This window comes from Pseudomonas sp. FG98, from assembly GCF_057808595.1.
Genome location: NZ_JBMDIJ010000035.1, coordinates 1 through 14,942, shown reverse-complemented (window position 1 = coordinate 14,942; position 14,942 = coordinate 1). Strand labels below are relative to the sequence as shown.

Genomic DNA, 14,942 nt, shown 5'->3' with positions numbered 1-14,942 from the left:
TGGGAGCTGGCTTGTCGGACCGCCGCACCGCAGCGATGAGGCCTGCAAGATCACCCGCGCTTGTAGACGATTTCCTTGGTCCCGCCCTCACAGGTGCCCACCACGTTCCCGCCCGCCCCCTTACTGACGATCTCCAGCGAGTAATTCTTCACCCCCTTGGCATCCAGCTTCGCCGCAATCTCGCTCTTCAGCGTTTCACAGGGCAGGCCCGCCGCCAGTGCGGTGCCGGCCAGGCTCATCAGGGCGGCTGCCAGAATCATGTGTTTCATCGATCGCTCTCCTTGTTGGATCAAAAACGAGAAAGGCCCCGGTCCCCCCGGAGCCTTGCCCATGAAACCGTTTATTCGTTTCAACTGTTGGCGATGCGGAACCCGACCTTCAGGGTCACCTGGAAATGCGCCGCCTTGTTGTCGCGGATATGCCCGCGGGTATCCACCACTTCGAACCATTCCAGGTGCTTGATGCTCTTGCCGGCTTCGGCCAGGGCATTGTTGATGGCGTCCTCGATGCTGGTGGGGGACGAGCCGACAAGCTCGATCTTCTTGTAGGTGTGATGATCGGACATTCGCTGTTCTCCTTGAGAGGGTGCGGGTAGAGCCTAGCAGCGCCGGGCGGTTTTACCTCTGAGGGGCAACCGCAGCGAAACGTTCGATCGCACTTTCCAGACACGCCGCAGTCGGAACCTACAGACCTCACTCAACCCTGAAGGAGAATCACCATGGCCAATAGCTCGCTGCGCAAAGCCTCGCTGCAAAGCATGGAAGCGGAAATCGAAAGCCTGCTGAAATCCCTGGAAAGCTTGAAGGACGACGCCTCCGACGAGTCGCGCAAGACCCTGAAGAGCCTGCGCAGCAACGCCGAGAATGCCCTGCGCCATTCCCGCGACCTGATCGGTGACGCCTACGAAGAAGTGAAAACCCGCACCCGGGAAACCGGCCTGGCCACCCGCGACTATGCCCAGCAACACCCCTGGACCACCGCCGGCGTCGCCATCGGCGCGCTGGGCCTGCTGGCCGCCTACCTGATGTGCAAGCGCGGCGACTGATCGCCCTGTTGCGCCAGCTCCGCGCGCAACCACCCCGCCAATCGCTCGGCGCGCCCGTCGGCGGCGCGTCGCGGCACCCACAGTACCAATGACGCCTGTGTCTGGCTGAAGCCCCAGGGCGCGGCCAGGCGCCCGGCGCGCAGGTCATCGGCCACCAGCGGCTGCGGCGCGATCGCCACGCCCAGCCCGGCCATCGCCGCCTCCAGCAGGTAATACAGATGCTCGAACGCCTGGCCGTAGCGTAATGCGCCGGGGTCGAGACCCTGTTGCCGCGCCCAGTCCGGCCAGGCCTGGGGCCGCGAGGTGGTGTGCAGCACCGGTTCGCCGAGCAAGGCATTGGCCGGGGCCTGGCGCAGACGCTCGAAGCCGGCGAAGTGCGGGCTCAGAACCGGCCCCACGCATTCCCGTGCCAGCTCATGTACCTGCATGTCGGCCGGCCACGGCGGCTCGGCGAACACCAGCAACGCATCCAGCCCCGGTCGACGCGGGTCGAGATCGCCCTCTCCGGCGGACAGGTGCAGGTTCAGGTCCGGCAAGTCGGCCTTCAAGCGCCCCAGCCGGGGAATGAACCAGCGCGCCAGCAAGCTGCCCGAGCAACCGAGGACGAACGGCGCATCGGCACCGCTCTGGCTCAACTCGGCGCAGACCACCCGCAGGCGCTCGAAGGCCTCGCCACTGACCTCACGCAGGCGCTGGCCGGCATCTGTGAGTTTGAGTCCGCGCCCGTCCTTGACGAACAGGCTCACCCCGAGATGTTCCTCCAGCACCTTCAACTGCCGGCTGACCGCACCGTGGGTCACGTGCAGTTGCTCGGCGGCCTGGCTGACGCTGCCCAGACGGGCGGTGGCCTCGAAGGCACGAAGGGCATTCAACGGTGGCAGTTCACGGCTCATGACGTGTGAGTTTTCCTGACAGGTTGCGGCGATCTTATCGGTTTTCAGTCGGGCCTGTCGTGGTTAGAGTAGGACCATTGTCAGCCCAATCCTTCCCTACGGAGCGACCCATGACCCAGAACAACCTTCGCAGCGGCCCCGACGCCAACGGCCTGTTCGGCGCCTTCGGCGGCCGCTACGTGGCGGAAACCCTGATGCCGCTGGTGCTCGACCTGGCCCGCGAATACGAGGCGGCCAAGGCCGACCCGGAATTCCTCGAACAACTGGCCTACTTCCAGCGCGACTACATCGGCCGCCCGAACCCGCTGTACTTCGCCGAACGCCTGACCGAGCACCTTGGCGGCGCGAAGATCTTCTTCAAGCGTGAAGAGCTCAACCACACCGGCGCGCACAAGGTGAACAACTGCATCGGCCAGGTCCTGCTGGCCAAGCGCATGGGCAAGAAACGCCTGATCGCCGAAACCGGCGCCGGCATGCACGGCGTGGCCACCGCCACCGTCGCTGCGCGCTTCGGCCTGCCCTGCGTGATCTACATGGGCGCCACCGACATCGAGCGCCAGCAGGCCAACGTGTTCCGCATGAAGCTGCTGGGCGCCGAGATCGTCCCGGTCACCGCCGGCACCGGCACCCTCAAGGACGCGATGAACGAAGCGCTGCGCGACTGGGTGACCAACGTCGACGACACCTTCTACCTGATCGGCACCGTGGCCGGCCCGCACCCGTACCCGGCGATGGTCCGCGACTTCCAGTCGATCATCGGCAAGGAAACCCGCGCCCAGCTGCACGAGAAGGAAGGCCGCCTGCCGGACAGCCTGGTCGCCTGCGTCGGCGGCGGTTCCAACGCCATGGGCCTGTTCCACGACTTCCTCGATGACGCCAGCGTGCAGATCATCGGCGTCGAGGCCGGTGGCCATGGCGTCGACACCGACAAGCACGCCGCCAGCCTCAACGGCGGGGTCCCGGGCGTACTGCACGGCAACCGCACCTACCTGCTGCAGGACGACGACGGCCAGATCACCGACGCCCACTCGATTTCCGCCGGCCTCGACTACCCCGGCATCGGCCCCGAGCACGCCTGGCTGCACGAGATCAAGCGCGTCGAGTACGTCAGCATCACCGACGACGAAGCCCTCGACGCCTTCCACGCCTGCTGCCGCCTTGAAGGCATCATCCCGGCGCTGGAGAGTTCGCACGCCCTGGCCGAAGCCATCAAGCGCGCGCCGAAGCTGCCCAAGGACCACCTGATGGTGATCTGCCTGTCCGGCCGCGGCGACAAAGACATGCAAACCGTAATGAGCCATATGGCCGCGCAGGAGAAGCAGGCATGAGCCGTCTCGAACAACGTTTTTCCGAGCTGAAGCAGGAAGGCCGCGCGGCCCTGGTGACCTTCGTCACCGCCGGCGACCCGGGTTACGACGCTTCGCTGAAGATCCTCAAGGGCCTGCCGGCGGCCGGTGCCGACGTGATCGAGCTGGGCATGCCGTTCACCGATCCGATGGCTGATGGCGTGGCCATCCAGCTGGCCACCCTGCGTGCCCTGCATGCCGGCCAGACCCTGGCGAAAACCCTGCAGATGGTTCGCGAGTTCCGTGTGGATAACCAGACCACGCCGATCGTGCTGATGGGCTACTACAACCCGATCCACCGCTTTGGCGTCGAGCAGTTCGTGGCCGAGGCCAAGGAAGCCGGTGTCGATGGCCTGATCATCGTCGACCTGCCACCGGAGCACGACGCCGAGCTGGCGACCCCGGCCCAGGCCGCGGGCATCGACTTCATCCGCCTGACCACCCCGACCACCGACGACGCGCGCCTGCCGCGGGTTTTGGAGCGCAGTTCCGGGTTCGTCTACTACGTGTCGGTGGCCGGCGTGACCGGTGCCGGTTCGGCGACTACCGAGCATGTCACCGAAGCGGTGGCCCGTCTGCGTCGGCATACCGATTTGCCGATCAGCGTCGGCTTCGGCATCCGTACGCCGGAGCAGGCTGCGGCGATCGCACGGCTGGCGGATGGCGTGGTGGTGGGTTCGGCGCTTGTGGACAAGATCGCCACTGCGGCCAACCCGGAGCAGGCTGTGGATAACGTTCTGGCGCTGTGCTCGGCACTGGCCGAGGGCGTGCGGGCTGCGCGCAAATCTTAAGAGCGCCACCGACCCTGTGGGAGCTGGCTTGCCAGCGATGACTTTGGTGAATTCACCATTGCAATCGCTGGCAAGCCAGCTCCCACAGGGTTATTCACAGCCCGGAAAATTCACTCGAATATCGACAGGTCCAACGGCCTGACAGCCCCCATCCAGATCGCATGATCGCGGTGGTCCGCCAGCTCATCCCCGGTCAGCGGATGCAGGAACACCACCAACCCCCGCCGATACAGCGCCAGCCACGGCAACACCACCCCCACCAGTTCCGGCGCAAAAGCCAGCTGGCAGCTCCAGTCCGGATGCGGCCCCACCGGCTGCCGATGCATGCGCCCCATGGTTACCGGAAACAGCTTGACCGTCTCCTCGCACAGCTCCCGCGCCTGCTCGAAGGTGCTGGCGTCGTAGTAAATGTGGGCGTGATAGCCCTTGATCCTTTCCACACTGTCTCCTGATTGCGGCGAACCGATGGCACCGGACTATACCGGTTGCCGGGATTGCTCTTCACCCAGCCATTCAACGAATCGCTCGACCAGCGTACTACGCCTTTTACGTGGGGGACGTACTACGTAGTATCCCTTTTCAGAACGAATCGATGCCTCAAGCGGGCGTGCCAGCAGGCCTTGATCGAGCAGGGCGTCGACCAGGTAGCGCCAACCGATCGCCACACCCTGGCCGGCGATCGCGGCCTGGATCAGCAGGGTGTAGTTGTCGAAGCGCAGCGGCCCGGGGCTGGGCGGGCCAGGCAATTCCAGCGCGCGGAACACGCCATTCCAGTCGAACCAGCGACTCGCCGACTCGCCGCGCAGGTGCAGCAACGGCAGTTTGAGCAAGGCCTCCGGCGCCAGCGGCAGGTCCTTGGCGTCCAGCAAACGCGGGCTGCATACCGGAAAAACCTCCTCGTCGAACAGCCACATACTCTCGCCCTGGCGGAAGCGCCCATCTCCGAACAGCACCGCCACATCGATGTCCGGGCGCAGCATCGCGTGGCTGCGCTCGCTGGTGACCAGGCTCACATCGACCCGCGGATTGGCCTGGTGAAAACGCTGCAAGCGCGGCATCAGCCAGTACGCGGCGAAGGCAAAGTCGGTGGCCACCCGCAACACTTCATGCTGGTCGCGACCGGCGACCCGGGCCACGCCCTCGTCCAGATCGAGCATGGCCATGTGTACTTGCTCGTACAGCAGTACACCGGCCTCGGTCAGCTCTATTCCGCGATAAATCCGGTCGAACAGGCGCGCGCCGAGCTGCTCCTCCAGGCGCTTGACCTGCTGGCTCACCGCCGGCTGGGTGGTGCCCAGTTCCACCGCCGCCGCGGTAAAGCTGCGCAAGCGCGCGGCCACCTCGAATACCCGCAACACGTCCAGCGACATCCCGCCCAAGGCATCAAACATAAGCTCAGCTAATCCTAGTCATTGCCCGGCATGGGCTTTACCCAAGTTATGCACAGTCGCAAGCTGATTCCCAGCTGCTTCCCATAACGCCTGACGATGGAATGCCGTGACCTTATGAAACCCCAGAACATCCTGTTCATCATGGCCGACCAGATGGCCGCGCCCTTGCTGCCGATCCACAGCCCTTCGCCGATCAAGATGCCCCATCTGAGCCGCCTGGCCGCCGAGGGCGTGGTGTTCGATTCGGCCTACTGCAACAGCCCGCTGTGTGCGCCGTCGCGCTTTACCCTGGTCAGCGGCCAGTTGCCGAGCAAGATCGGCGCCTACGACAATGCCGCCGACTTTCCTGCCGACATCCCCACCTACGCCCACTACCTGCGCCGCCTCGGCTACCGCACGGCGCTGTCGGGCAAGATGCACTTCTGCGGCCCGGACCAGTTGCACGGCTACGAAGAGCGCCTGACCAGCGATATCTACCCGGCCGACTACGGCTGGGCGGTGAACTGGGACGCCCCCGACGAGCGCCCGAGCTGGTACCACAACATGTCCTCGGTGCTGCAGGCCGGGCCTTGCGTGCGTACCAACCAGCTGGATTTCGACGAGGAAGTGGTGTTCAAGGCCCGGCAGTACCTCTACGACCATGTCCGCGAGGATGACGGGCGGCCGTTCTGCCTGACCGTGTCGATGACCCACCCCCACGACCCGTACACCATCCCCAAGGCGTTCTGGGACCTGTACAGCGACGACGCCATCCCCATGCCCCATGTGCCGTTCGCCCAGGACGAGCTGGACCCGCACTCCCAGCGCCTGCTCAAGGTCTACGACCTGTGGGGCAAGCCGCTGCCTGTGGATAAGGTCCGCGATGCCCGCCGTGCCTACTTCGGCGCGTGCAGCTACATCGACGCCAACATTGGCAAGCTGCTGCAGACCCTCGAAGAAACCGACCTGGCCAAGGACACCCTGATCGTGTTCTCCGGTGACCACGGCGACATGCTTGGCGAGCGCGGCCTCTGGTACAAGATGCACTGGTTCGAGATGGCCGCCCGGGTGCCGCTGCTGGTGCATGCGCCGGGGCAATTCGCGCCGGGCCGGGTCGCCGCGTCGGTATCCACCTGCGACCTGCTGCCGACCCTGGTGGAACTGGCCGGCGGCACCCTGGAAGACGGCCTGCCACTGGACGGTCGCTCGCTGCTCGGCCACCTGAAAGGCGAGGGCGGCCACGACGAAGTGATCGGCGAATACATGGCCGAAGGCACCATCAGCCCATTGATGATGATTCGCCGCGGCCCGTGGAAATTCATCTACAGCGAGGACGATCCCTGCCTGCTCTACAACGTCGCGGACGACCCGCGCGAGCTGGACAACCTGGCAGGCCAGCCAGCCCATGCCGACCGCGTGGCAGCCTTGCTCAGGGAAGCCCGCCAGCGCTGGAACATCCCGCAGTTGCGCGAGCAGGTCCTGGCCAGCCAGCGCCGCCGCCGCTTCGTCGCCGGGGCATTGGCGACCGGCAAGCTGAAGAGCTGGGACCACCAGCCCCTGGTCGATGCCAGCCAGCAATACATGCGCAACCACATCGATCTCGACGATCTCGAACGCAAGGCACGTTATCCACAACCAGGCCGTTAACCATCCGAGGACGGAGCATGAAAGGGTTATCCACAAGCGTTGCCGCTGTTGTATTTACCCTCGTTGTCGGCGCCGTGCAGGCCGACGACAGCAAGTGCGACACGGTGAAAATGGCCGACCCCGGCTGGAGCGATATCGCCGCCACCAATGCCGTCGCGCGCTTCCTGCTGGAAGGCGCGGGCTACCAGACCAAGGTCGACGCGCTGGCCGTACCGATCATCTACGGCGGCCTCAAGGACGGCCTGGTGGACGCCTTCCTCGGCAACTGGATGCCGGCGCAGCAGGGCTTCCACGACAAGTTCGTCGCCAGCGGCGAAGTCGACAGCCTGGCGCGCAATCTTCAGGGCACCGAGTTCACCCTGGCCGTACCGGAGTACGTGTGGGAGTCGGGAATCAAGGACTTCGCCGACCTGCAAAAGCGCGCCGGCGAGTTCGACAAGAAGATCTACGGCATCGGCTCGGGCGCCCCGGCCAACCTGTCGTTGCAGTCGATCATCGACAAGAACGACTTCAACCTCGGCGGCTGGAAGCTGGTGGAATCCAGCGAGCAGGCGATGCTGGCCCAGGTGCAGCGGGCGGTGAAGCGCGACAAGCCGATCGTGTTCCTCGGCTGGACCCCGCACCCGATGAACGTGCAGTTGAAGATGCGCTACCTCACCGGCGGCGAGCAGTGGTTCGGCAGCAGCGGCAGCGTCCACACCCTGACCCGCAAGGGTTATGCACAGGCCTGCCCGAACCCGGCGAAGTTGCTGGCCAACCTGAATTTCACCCTGGACATGGAAAACACCATCATGGCCGACGTTGTGGATAACAAGGTCAGCTACGACGACGCGGCCAAGGCCTGGATCCGCGCCAACCCCGGCGTTCTGGACGGCTGGCTGCAAGGGGTGAAGACCCGTGATGGTGGCGATGCATTGGCGGCGGTCAAGGCCAGACTCTGAATCACCCCGGCTTGCAGCCGCGAGCCGGAGCCGCCACCCTGACAGCCTACCCCCGGAGATAGAGCGACCCCATGGCCTGGCCCGACCGTGACCGACTCCTGCCCTTTCTGCGCTGGCTCCCCCAACAGACTCGCGGCAGCCTGCGCCGCGACCTGCTGGTGGGCCTCAGCGGCGCGATCCTGGCCCTGCCGCAATCCATCGCCTACGCCCTGATCGCCGGCCTGCCGGCCGAGTACGGGCTGTACGCGGCCATCGTGCCGGTGCTGATCGCCTGCCTGTGGGGCTCGTCCTGGCACCTGATCTGCGGGCCCACCGCGGCCATCTCCATCGTCCTCTACGCCGCCGTCAGCCCCATGGCGGTACCCGGCGGCGGCGACTACATCACCCTGATCCTGCTGCTGACTTTCCTCGGCGGCGTATTCCAGTGGCTGCTGGGCATGCTGCGCTTCGGCGCGCTGGTCAACTTCGTCTCGCACTCGGTGGTGATCGGCTTCACCTGTGGCGCCGCCGTGGTCATCGCCCTCGGCCAGTTGCCGAGCCTGATGGGCCTGGACCTGGAGAGCCAGGCCACCGCCCTGAGAACGCTGGAAAGCCTGCTGACCCACGCTGGCGAGCTGGACGGTGCGTCGCTGCTGCTGGGCCTCGGCACCCTGGTCACGGGCATCGCCATCAAGCTGCTGCGTCCGCGCTGGCCCGCCCTGTTGATAAGTCTGCTGGGGGCCACCTTGCTGACACTGTTCTGGCCCTCGATGTTCGGCCATGTCGCCCTGGTGCCCGCCTTCGTCGGCAAGCTGCCACCGCTAAGCCCGCTGCCACTGTGGGACCTGGAACTGATCCTGCGCCTGCTCCCCGGCGCCGTGGCGGTGGGCATGCTCGGCCTGGTCACCAGCCTGTCGATTGCCCGCTCGCTGTCGATCCGCTCCGAGCAGTTGATCGACGCCAACCAGGAAATCCGCGCCCAGGGCCTGTCGAACATGGTCGGCGCCTGGTTCTCCGGCTATCTCTCGTCGGGCTCGTTCACCCGCTCCGGACTGAGCTACGACGCCGGGGCGCAATCGCCACTCGCCGGGGTGTTCTCCGCCTTGTGGGTGGCGCTGTTCGCCGTCGCCGGTGCACACCTGATCGCGCATATCCCGATCCCGGCCATGGCCGGCAGCATCCTGCTGATCTGCTGGGGCCTGGTGGACCACCGGGCGATCCGCGCGCTGTACCGGGTCAGCCGGCCGGAGTTCGTGGTCATGACCCTGACCTTCTGCGCCACCCTCCTGCTGGAACTGCAAACCGCCATCTACGCCGGGGTGCTGGCCTCGCTGTTCTTCTACCTCAAGCGCACCTCGCAGCCGCGGGTGCAGCAGGTGCGGGAAGGGCAGGCGGACGTACTGCGGGTGGGCGGCTCGATCTTCTTCGGCGCCAGCCACTACCTCCAGGTGCGCCTGCAACGCTGCCAGGCGGCGGAGGTGGTGATCGATGCGCGGCAGATCAACTTCATCGACTACTCCGGGGTGGAGATGCTGCATCAGGAGGCGCGGCGGTTGCGGCGGCAGGGGGGCGGGTTGACCCTGCGCCGGGCACGGCCGCAGGTGGTCGAGGAGTTGCAGAAGCTGGAAGGGGGGGACCGGTGTCCGATTCGGTTTGAGGAATGAGGGTTTGGTAGTTCAGGTTTTTAAAGTTTGCAACTGATATTTCTGTCAGTTGTAGGCCCCGAAGTTTGCCTCTAGGGTAATTATCACAGGCTAATGTTGTTCGGCCTCCATACTATTTTTGGAGATTCGAAGAATGGATATCAGAAAATCACGATTGATAGCAGTTTGCTGCTTCACCTTTTTCCAATATTCCGGGTACACATACGCAGCACTGCCGGCAGCGTGTTTTAAAACAGCCTTGGACCATGAAATTTACATGCAATATGGCGACAAAGCGCCACCAGGACCAGATAGTAAAATCATGTATCAAGCACTGGTAAGCTTGTATGACATAAACAAGTATAAAAAGCTGCTGGAAGCGAAAGAGCATGGTCCTGCCCAACGAAGTGAAATTGTTATAAATGTCAAGGACAGCCAGTCCGTTGACTATATTACGATCGATGCCAGTGAATCGAAGACCCCCAGCGGAAAGATCCAGTTTGCCTGGGGTGACCCGGACAACCCTTTGGGTACCGAAAGTCGTATTTCGACCACTGTCAGCAACAAGAAGATCGGAGTATCAACAGCATTCCTCAAGGTCACGGACCCGGTCTGCGGAATATCCAAATCGATCCTCGCCTCCTTCACCGTGAAATAACGCGCCCCCGTTGTTCCCTCGCCGGAGCAAGCGGCGAGGGAACGCCGGGAAGGCGAGGCCGACGTGCTACGCGTGGGCGGGTCGATCTTCTCTTCGGCGCCAGCCACTACCTCCAGGTACGCCTGCAACGCTGCCAGACGGCGGAGGTGGTGATCGATGCGCGGCAGATCAACTTCATCGACTACTCCGGGGTGGAGATGCTGCATCAGGAGGCGCGGCGGTTGCGCCGACAGGGGGGAGGGCTGACCCTGCGTCGGGCACGGCCGCAGGTGGTCGAGGAGTTGCAGACGCTGGAAGGGGGGAGCGGTGTCCGATTCGGTTTGAGGAATGACACGTTGGTAGTTCAATTTCTGCTTGTTCGCAACTGATACTTCTGTCAGTTGTGTGCTCGTACATTTGCCTCTAGGGTGGTTTTCACAGGCTGATTTCGTTCGGTCTATATACTCTTTTTGGAGCGTCGAAGAATGGACATCAGAAAACCACTATTAATGGCTATTATCTGCTTCGCTATCTTTCAGAATTCCGATAATACCTATGCCGCGCCGACGAAAGAATGCTTTAAAACAGATTATGATTATCAAATTTTCTTGACCTATGGTAACGGCACACCAGAAAAGTTTGGTATAGAAGGGCATAGTACATTTTCAACGTGGTATGGCCCACATGAATTTGAAAAGATGAAAAAAGCTGGTGAACACGGCCCTGCTCAAAGAAAAGACATTACCATCACCGTCAACGGCAGCGTGGTCAACAACATGATTACGCTCGATGCCAGCGAATCGAAGACCCCCAGCGGAAAGATCGAGTACGCCTGGGGTAACCCGGCAGATCCCGTGAGCACTGATAGCCATATTTCATCCGAAGGCAACAACAAACCCACAAAAGTATCGGTGCCTATCATGGTGAAGGATCCGGTCTGCGAAACCAGCAAATCGACCAACGCCACTTACACCGTTAAATAACGATCTCTGCCTTTACCCCCTCGCCGGAGCAAACGGCAGGGTGCAGCAGGTGCGCGAAGGGGACGCGGACGTGCTGCGGGTCGGCGGCTCGATCTTCTTCGGCGCCAGCCACTACCTCCAGGTGCGCCTGCAACGCTGCCAGACGGCGGAGGTGGTGATCGATGCGCGGCAGATCAACTTCATCGACTACTCCGGGGTGGAGATGCTGCATCAGGAGGCGCGGCGGTTGCGGCGGCAGGGGGCGGGCTGACCCTGCGCCGGGCACGGCCGCAGGTGGTGGAGGAGTTACAAAAGCTGGAAGGGGTGGAGGGGTGTCCCATACAGTTTGAGGAATGAAGGCTTGGTAGTTCAGGTTTTGAGAGTTTGCAACTGATAGTTCTGTCAGTTGTGCGCATGTCTATTCGCTATTAGCGTAATGCAACAGGCAGCTCGTTTTCTTCCGCATGCCATATTCCTGGAGTGTTGGAAAATGAATATCACGAGAACTTCAGTTGCAGCAGCTTGCTTTATCGCTGTTTTAAATCACGGTGCAAGTGTAAATGCCGAAACACCGAAATCACTACCAAAATTCTGCTTTCAGACAGAACAGGATTATGAAACTTATCTCCTTTATGGTTTTGAAAAACCCGTCAAGGTACCTGATGCTTGGATAGATGACAAAGGTAACGGTGTGAAACCCAATGTAGATAAAATGCTTAAAGCCTGGAAGAGCGGGCCCGCCAAGAGAGCACCAATCAACATTGTTGCCACAGTCACCCGGAATTGGAATGGCACGCGGGTGGTGGTTGACGCCAATCAGTCAACCACTCCTAGTGGAAAAATCCAGTTTTCATGGACCGATCACAACACACCCATCAAGGACCAGGGCGGCAAAGTCGAGGTCCCCTATTACCCAGATAACATCATTTTCGTTGAGGTAAGAGTCACGGATCCCGTATGCGAATTCTCGGCAAGCGAGGGATTCCAGGAGGTCAAGTAGACATCATCAGTTGTAGCTTCAGGGAACAACCCAAAATGAACATCAACAAAGCAGTTCACGGCGTGTTCTGCATGGCTGCATGGTTTGGCCTGAGTGCTCAGGTCGACGCAGCCCAGATAAGAGAAATTCCGGAACTTTGCTTCATCAGCAACGAAGCCCATAAAACCTATGTGGCCGCCAAGAAAACATTCGACGCTGCGCCGAACAACGACCATTACTTCGAAGCGCTGAGGGCGGAAAAGCTCAAGCCGGTGAGCGTGGATATCAAGCAAAGCCAACCGGCTCCCGGCGAGCCGATTACCCTCGATGCCAGTGCTTCGACAGTGACCAGCGGCCATGCCACCTACCTGTGGAGGGGGTTCGCGACCCGCAAAGCGACCCTGATCGTTCCGGCTGGCAGCACGCGGGAAATCTCCCTGACGGTGGTCGATGAGGTCTGCGGCAATAGCCAGCCCCAACACATCATGGTCAAGGACAACTAGGCGAAATCGCGAAGTTCTCGCGTGCTGAAAAATGACGCAACAGGCAACGAAAATTCACCGATATCCGACTTTCTTGTAGGCAATTTCCCAAGCATACTCCGCCGGCCTTCCAGCTGTTGCGTACATGGGAAACGCTGCCTAGTCTTCGCCGGTCGTTGCCAAATCAACGACCGGTTTTGACAGACCGCCCTGAATCCCCCTGTGCCGCAGTTGCTTATGGCAGCTGTGCGTGTGGGCACCTTCGGGTGCGCCGGGGCTCCAGGGGTCCTTGGTCTGTCAACCCATGCACAGCTGCCACCCTCCCGTTTGACAGCGGCGATGGCAGCTCCCGTTCTCTACCCCTGGAGTCAGCCATGAAGAAACTCGTCCCCGATCCACCACCCGTTCTCTGCATCAACCCCGGCGTCACCCATGACCAGGCCGTGCGCAACGCTGCGGACTACCTCAAGAAAGCCCTCGGCAACGCCTCGCGGCTGCCCCAGCAGCCCATCCTCAAACACCAGGAGCTGCTCGATGACGCCCTTCTGGAACTGAAGATCTGCAGGGCCTACCTGCAAATAGCCTTGGGGACTTCGACGATAAGTACGCCGATCCTCTGATCTCGCGTCGGTAGACTCGTTCCTGCCAGGAAGCGCACGCCATGAAAGTCCGGGCAGGAATGAGTTCAATGGTCGAAATAACGATTCGAGATTTATCTCTCTGGGTAGTCCAGATCCCCGATATTCGCCACTGATATTTCTATCAGTTGTGCAAACACCGGATCGCCATTAGCGTAAATAAAGAACAGCTTCGTTTTCGTTCAGGCCCCAAGGATGAATGGAGCGCAAAAAATGAAAATCTCAGGTATTTCAGCATGGGTGGCGTGCATGTATATGCTGGCAAACTTCCCTGCAATCGCCAACGCGGCACTGCCAGAAGTCTGTTTCAAATCGAAAATCGATCATGAAGTCTATTTGAAATACGGGGATGAATATCCTCCGTACCCAATCAGTGACGAAAGGAATCCGATGTCAGACGAAGAGTACGAATTGGCAGAAAGCTATTTCCACCATGGACCGGCCAAGAGAAAGTCCATTTCCATCAGTGTCAAACAGACCCAGGCAGGCCCCGGCCAGATGATCCATGCGAATGCCAGCGGCAGCTCAACACCCAGCGGTAGCAAGACCTTTTCCTGGACAAGTAACAGCGGTTCTTCCACGTATTCCTCAAGCGCTGAGTACTCAACCAACCCCGGGGTATCAAAAGGTGCCTATAGCAATGTAACGCTAAATGTAGGTGACCCGGTGTGCGGAATCACTGAAAGTACCCGCGTGCAGATGGTCAACCAATACTGATCCGCCCACCATCGATCGGCTCCCGGAATAGGAAGGACTGAGCATGAACATCAACAAGTTCTCGACACTGACTGCCTGCATCATACTGTCGACTTACTGCGCCACGAGCGTTTATGCCAAAGCACCAGAATCGTGCTTCCAATCGGAGTTCGATTACTTGATCTATGAAAAAAATGGCGACAAGGCTCCAACCATACCCACGGAGAAACAGATTCAACACTTCATTGATCTCTATGGTGAAGAATCTGTAAGGGCCAACCATCCACTCTGGTTCCACGGTCCGGCCAGGCGCAAGGAAATCATCATCAACGTCAAGAGCAGCGTGGCGAACAAGATGATCACCCTTGATGCCAGCGAATCGAAAACACCCAGCGGCAAGATCCAGTTCGCCTGGGGAGACCCGTTCAAACCCGTGAGTACCGACAGCCATATCTCGTCTGAAGGCGGTGACAAGCCCGGCAGCGGTTCAGTACCCCTTACGGTCAAGGACCCGGTTTGTGAATCGAGTAAATCGATCAACGCTACCTACACCGTCCAGTAGCGGTTTTGTCAGCGATGAGCAGGAGTAGCTACATGTCTTTTGAGCATGGGGCTGGCTGGAAATTGCATCAGGGCTGGCAGGTGCTTGCCGACAGACTTTCAGCGTTCTTGAAATCGAGCGCCGCACGCGCGGCGCATCGCGGCTAACAGCCGCTCCCACATTTGTTGCAACGTACCTATGCCTGTGAGGCCATGGTTGTTCGCCTTGTTTGTACGACGCGATATCGAGTCGAGCCCAACGGCATCCCCGCGATAAATCGCCGGAAAAACAAAGCGGTGCGCTGGTCTAATGACCCCGGACACCTCAATGGGTGAAAATCCCCCCACTGAGG

The 14,942-nt window shown here is 61.2% G+C and carries 19 protein-coding genes and 2 pseudogenes; 15 read left to right on the top strand and 6 right to left on the bottom strand.

Translation table 11 applies throughout. The features are described 5' to 3' along the window. Positions 1 to 50 precede the first annotated feature (50 nt). Both ACODSK_RS19455 and ACODSK_RS19450 read right to left on the bottom strand, forming a co-directional pair. Positions 51 to 269, bottom strand: a complete 219-nt coding sequence (locus ACODSK_RS19455) for a DUF1161 domain-containing protein (protein ID WP_489018340.1) — start codon at positions 267 to 269, stop codon at positions 51 to 53. Positions 270 to 349: 80 nt separating this feature from the next. Then, positions 350 to 565, bottom strand: coding sequence for a dodecin (locus tag ACODSK_RS19450; RefSeq protein WP_042121737.1), 216 nt, complete (start codon positions 563 to 565; stop codon positions 350 to 352). 153 nt (positions 566 to 718) lie between these two features. On the opposite strand from ACODSK_RS19450, the gene ACODSK_RS19445 reads away from it, so the two are divergent. Further along, positions 719 to 1,045 carry an ElaB/YgaM/YqjD family protein gene (locus tag ACODSK_RS19445; protein WP_489018338.1) on the top strand — a complete coding sequence of 109 codons (327 nt, stop codon included), beginning with the start codon at positions 719 to 721 and terminating at the stop codon, positions 1,043 to 1,045. Here the strand turns inward: ACODSK_RS19445 and ACODSK_RS19440 are convergent. Continuing rightward, positions 1,018 to 1,938 (bottom strand): LysR family transcriptional regulator, encoded by a 921-nt coding sequence (locus ACODSK_RS19440; protein ID WP_489018336.1) that lies wholly within the window; start codon positions 1,936 to 1,938, stop codon positions 1,018 to 1,020. The genes ACODSK_RS19445 and ACODSK_RS19440 overlap by 28 nt on opposite strands. A 110-nt stretch (positions 1,939 to 2,048) precedes the next feature. Between ACODSK_RS19440 and trpB the strand changes: the two genes are divergently transcribed. After that, the gene (gene trpB, locus ACODSK_RS19435) at positions 2,049 to 3,266 is read left to right on the top strand and encodes a tryptophan synthase subunit beta (protein ID WP_489018334.1); all 1,218 of its coding nucleotides are present in this window, start codon (positions 2,049 to 2,051) and stop codon (positions 3,264 to 3,266) included. Further along, positions 3,263 to 4,075, top strand: coding sequence for a tryptophan synthase subunit alpha (gene trpA, locus ACODSK_RS19430; RefSeq protein ID WP_489018332.1), 813 nt, complete (start codon positions 3,263 to 3,265; stop codon positions 4,073 to 4,075). The genes trpB and trpA overlap by 4 nt, the downstream gene beginning before the upstream one ends. 110 nt (positions 4,076 to 4,185) lie before the next feature. Here the strand turns inward: trpA and ACODSK_RS19425 are convergent, their stop codons facing one another. Both ACODSK_RS19425 and ACODSK_RS19420 read right to left on the bottom strand, forming a co-directional pair. Beyond that, positions 4,186 to 4,515 carry a DOPA 4,5-dioxygenase family protein gene (locus ACODSK_RS19425; RefSeq protein WP_489018330.1) on the bottom strand — a complete coding sequence of 110 codons (330 nt, stop codon included), beginning with the start codon at positions 4,513 to 4,515 and terminating at the stop codon, positions 4,186 to 4,188. A 36-nt stretch (positions 4,516 to 4,551) separates the two neighbouring features. After that, positions 4,552 to 5,466 (bottom strand): choline sulfate utilization transcriptional regulator, encoded by a 915-nt coding sequence (locus ACODSK_RS19420; protein ID WP_489018329.1) that lies wholly within the window; start codon positions 5,464 to 5,466, stop codon positions 4,552 to 4,554. Between the two features lie 114 nt (positions 5,467 to 5,580). On the opposite strand from ACODSK_RS19420, the gene betC reads away from it, so the two are divergent. From betC to ACODSK_RS19360, 12 genes and pseudogenes are all read left to right on the top strand, one after another. Beyond that, positions 5,581 to 7,092, top strand: coding sequence for a choline-sulfatase (betC, locus tag ACODSK_RS19415; RefSeq protein ID WP_489018328.1), 1,512 nt, complete (start codon positions 5,581 to 5,583; stop codon positions 7,090 to 7,092). A 17-nt stretch (positions 7,093 to 7,109) separates the two neighbouring features. Further along, complete coding sequence (gene choX, locus ACODSK_RS19410; protein ID WP_489018326.1) at positions 7,110 to 8,033, top strand: choline ABC transporter substrate-binding protein; 924 nt, start codon at positions 7,110 to 7,112, stop codon at positions 8,031 to 8,033. A 71-nt stretch (positions 8,034 to 8,104) separates the two neighbouring features. Continuing rightward, the gene (locus tag ACODSK_RS19405) at positions 8,105 to 9,676 is read left to right on the top strand and encodes a SulP family inorganic anion transporter (RefSeq protein WP_489018324.1); all 1,572 of its coding nucleotides are present in this window, start codon (positions 8,105 to 8,107) and stop codon (positions 9,674 to 9,676) included. A gap of 133 nt (positions 9,677 to 9,809) precedes the next feature. Next, complete coding sequence (locus ACODSK_RS19400) at positions 9,810 to 10,313, top strand: hypothetical protein (RefSeq protein ID WP_489018322.1); 504 nt, start codon at positions 9,810 to 9,812, stop codon at positions 10,311 to 10,313. Between the two features lie 36 nt (positions 10,314 to 10,349). Then, positions 10,350 to 10,644, top strand: a pseudogene (locus tag ACODSK_RS19395) (STAS domain-containing protein); the annotation flags it as partial. A gap of 133 nt (positions 10,645 to 10,777) precedes the next feature. Beyond that, entirely contained in the window at positions 10,778 to 11,275 is a 498-nt protein-coding gene (locus tag ACODSK_RS19390; protein ID WP_489018320.1) for a hypothetical protein, read from the top strand. 37 nt (positions 11,276 to 11,312) lie between these two features. Then, positions 11,313 to 11,611, top strand: a pseudogene (locus ACODSK_RS19385) (STAS domain-containing protein); the annotation flags it as partial. Between the two features lie 133 nt (positions 11,612 to 11,744). Continuing rightward, positions 11,745 to 12,254 carry a hypothetical protein gene (locus ACODSK_RS19380; RefSeq protein ID WP_489018319.1) on the top strand — a complete coding sequence of 170 codons (510 nt, stop codon included), beginning with the start codon at positions 11,745 to 11,747 and terminating at the stop codon, positions 12,252 to 12,254. A gap of 35 nt (positions 12,255 to 12,289) precedes the next feature. After that, the gene (locus ACODSK_RS19375) at positions 12,290 to 12,736 is read left to right on the top strand and encodes a hypothetical protein (protein WP_489018318.1); all 447 of its coding nucleotides are present in this window, start codon (positions 12,290 to 12,292) and stop codon (positions 12,734 to 12,736) included. Positions 12,737 to 13,089: 353 nt separating this feature from the next. Beyond that, positions 13,090 to 13,335: a hypothetical protein gene (locus tag ACODSK_RS19370; RefSeq protein ID WP_489018317.1), complete on the top strand. Its 246-nt coding sequence runs from the start codon at positions 13,090 to 13,092 to the stop codon at positions 13,333 to 13,335. 231 nt (positions 13,336 to 13,566) lie between these two features. After that, a complete protein-coding gene (locus tag ACODSK_RS19365) occupies positions 13,567 to 14,070 on the top strand; it encodes a hypothetical protein (RefSeq protein ID WP_489018316.1) in 504 nt (167 codons plus the stop codon). Between the two features lie 43 nt (positions 14,071 to 14,113). Continuing rightward, the gene (locus ACODSK_RS19360; protein WP_489018314.1) at positions 14,114 to 14,611 is read left to right on the top strand and encodes a hypothetical protein; all 498 of its coding nucleotides are present in this window, start codon (positions 14,114 to 14,116) and stop codon (positions 14,609 to 14,611) included. A gap of 98 nt (positions 14,612 to 14,709) precedes the next feature. Here the strand turns inward: ACODSK_RS19360 and ACODSK_RS19355 are convergent. Further along, positions 14,710 to 14,942 (bottom strand): hypothetical protein (locus ACODSK_RS19355; protein ID WP_489018313.1); only part of this gene is annotated, 233 nt, incomplete at its 5' end.

What these genes read in the sequence shown, in the direction of transcription:
- ACODSK_RS19450 (WP_042121737.1), bottom strand. Translation starts at nt 565, where the DNA reads ATGTCCGATCATCACACCTACAAGAAGATCGAGCTTGTCGGCTCGTCC.
- ACODSK_RS19440 (WP_489018336.1), bottom strand. Translation starts at nt 1,938, where the DNA reads ATGAGCCGTGAACTGCCACCGTTGAATGCCCTTCGTGCCTTCGAGGCC.
- ACODSK_RS19445 (WP_489018338.1), top strand. Translation starts at nt 719, where the DNA reads ATGGCCAATAGCTCGCTGCGCAAAGCCTCGCTGCAAAGCATGGAAGCG.
- trpB (WP_489018334.1), top strand. Translation starts at nt 2,049, where the DNA reads ATGACCCAGAACAACCTTCGCAGCGGCCCCGACGCCAACGGCCTGTTC.
- choX (WP_489018326.1), top strand. Translation starts at nt 7,110, where the DNA reads ATGAAAGGGTTATCCACAAGCGTTGCCGCTGTTGTATTTACCCTCGTT.
- betC (WP_489018328.1), top strand. Translation starts at nt 5,581, where the DNA reads ATGAAACCCCAGAACATCCTGTTCATCATGGCCGACCAGATGGCCGCG.
- ACODSK_RS19390 (WP_489018320.1), top strand. Translation starts at nt 10,778, where the DNA reads ATGGACATCAGAAAACCACTATTAATGGCTATTATCTGCTTCGCTATC.
- ACODSK_RS19375 (WP_489018318.1), top strand. Translation starts at nt 12,290, where the DNA reads ATGAACATCAACAAAGCAGTTCACGGCGTGTTCTGCATGGCTGCATGG.
- ACODSK_RS19405 (WP_489018324.1), top strand. Translation starts at nt 8,105, where the DNA reads ATGGCCTGGCCCGACCGTGACCGACTCCTGCCCTTTCTGCGCTGGCTC.
- ACODSK_RS19370 (WP_489018317.1), top strand. Translation starts at nt 13,090, where the DNA reads ATGAAGAAACTCGTCCCCGATCCACCACCCGTTCTCTGCATCAACCCC.
- ACODSK_RS19455 (WP_489018340.1), bottom strand. Translation starts at nt 269, where the DNA reads ATGAAACACATGATTCTGGCAGCCGCCCTGATGAGCCTGGCCGGCACC.
- ACODSK_RS19420 (WP_489018329.1), bottom strand. Translation starts at nt 5,466, where the DNA reads ATGTTTGATGCCTTGGGCGGGATGTCGCTGGACGTGTTGCGGGTATTC.
- ACODSK_RS19400 (WP_489018322.1), top strand. Translation starts at nt 9,810, where the DNA reads ATGGATATCAGAAAATCACGATTGATAGCAGTTTGCTGCTTCACCTTT.
- trpA (WP_489018332.1), top strand. Translation starts at nt 3,263, where the DNA reads ATGAGCCGTCTCGAACAACGTTTTTCCGAGCTGAAGCAGGAAGGCCGC.
- ACODSK_RS19365 (WP_489018316.1), top strand. Translation starts at nt 13,567, where the DNA reads ATGAAAATCTCAGGTATTTCAGCATGGGTGGCGTGCATGTATATGCTG.
- ACODSK_RS19360 (WP_489018314.1), top strand. Translation starts at nt 14,114, where the DNA reads ATGAACATCAACAAGTTCTCGACACTGACTGCCTGCATCATACTGTCG.
- ACODSK_RS19380 (WP_489018319.1), top strand. Translation starts at nt 11,745, where the DNA reads ATGAATATCACGAGAACTTCAGTTGCAGCAGCTTGCTTTATCGCTGTT.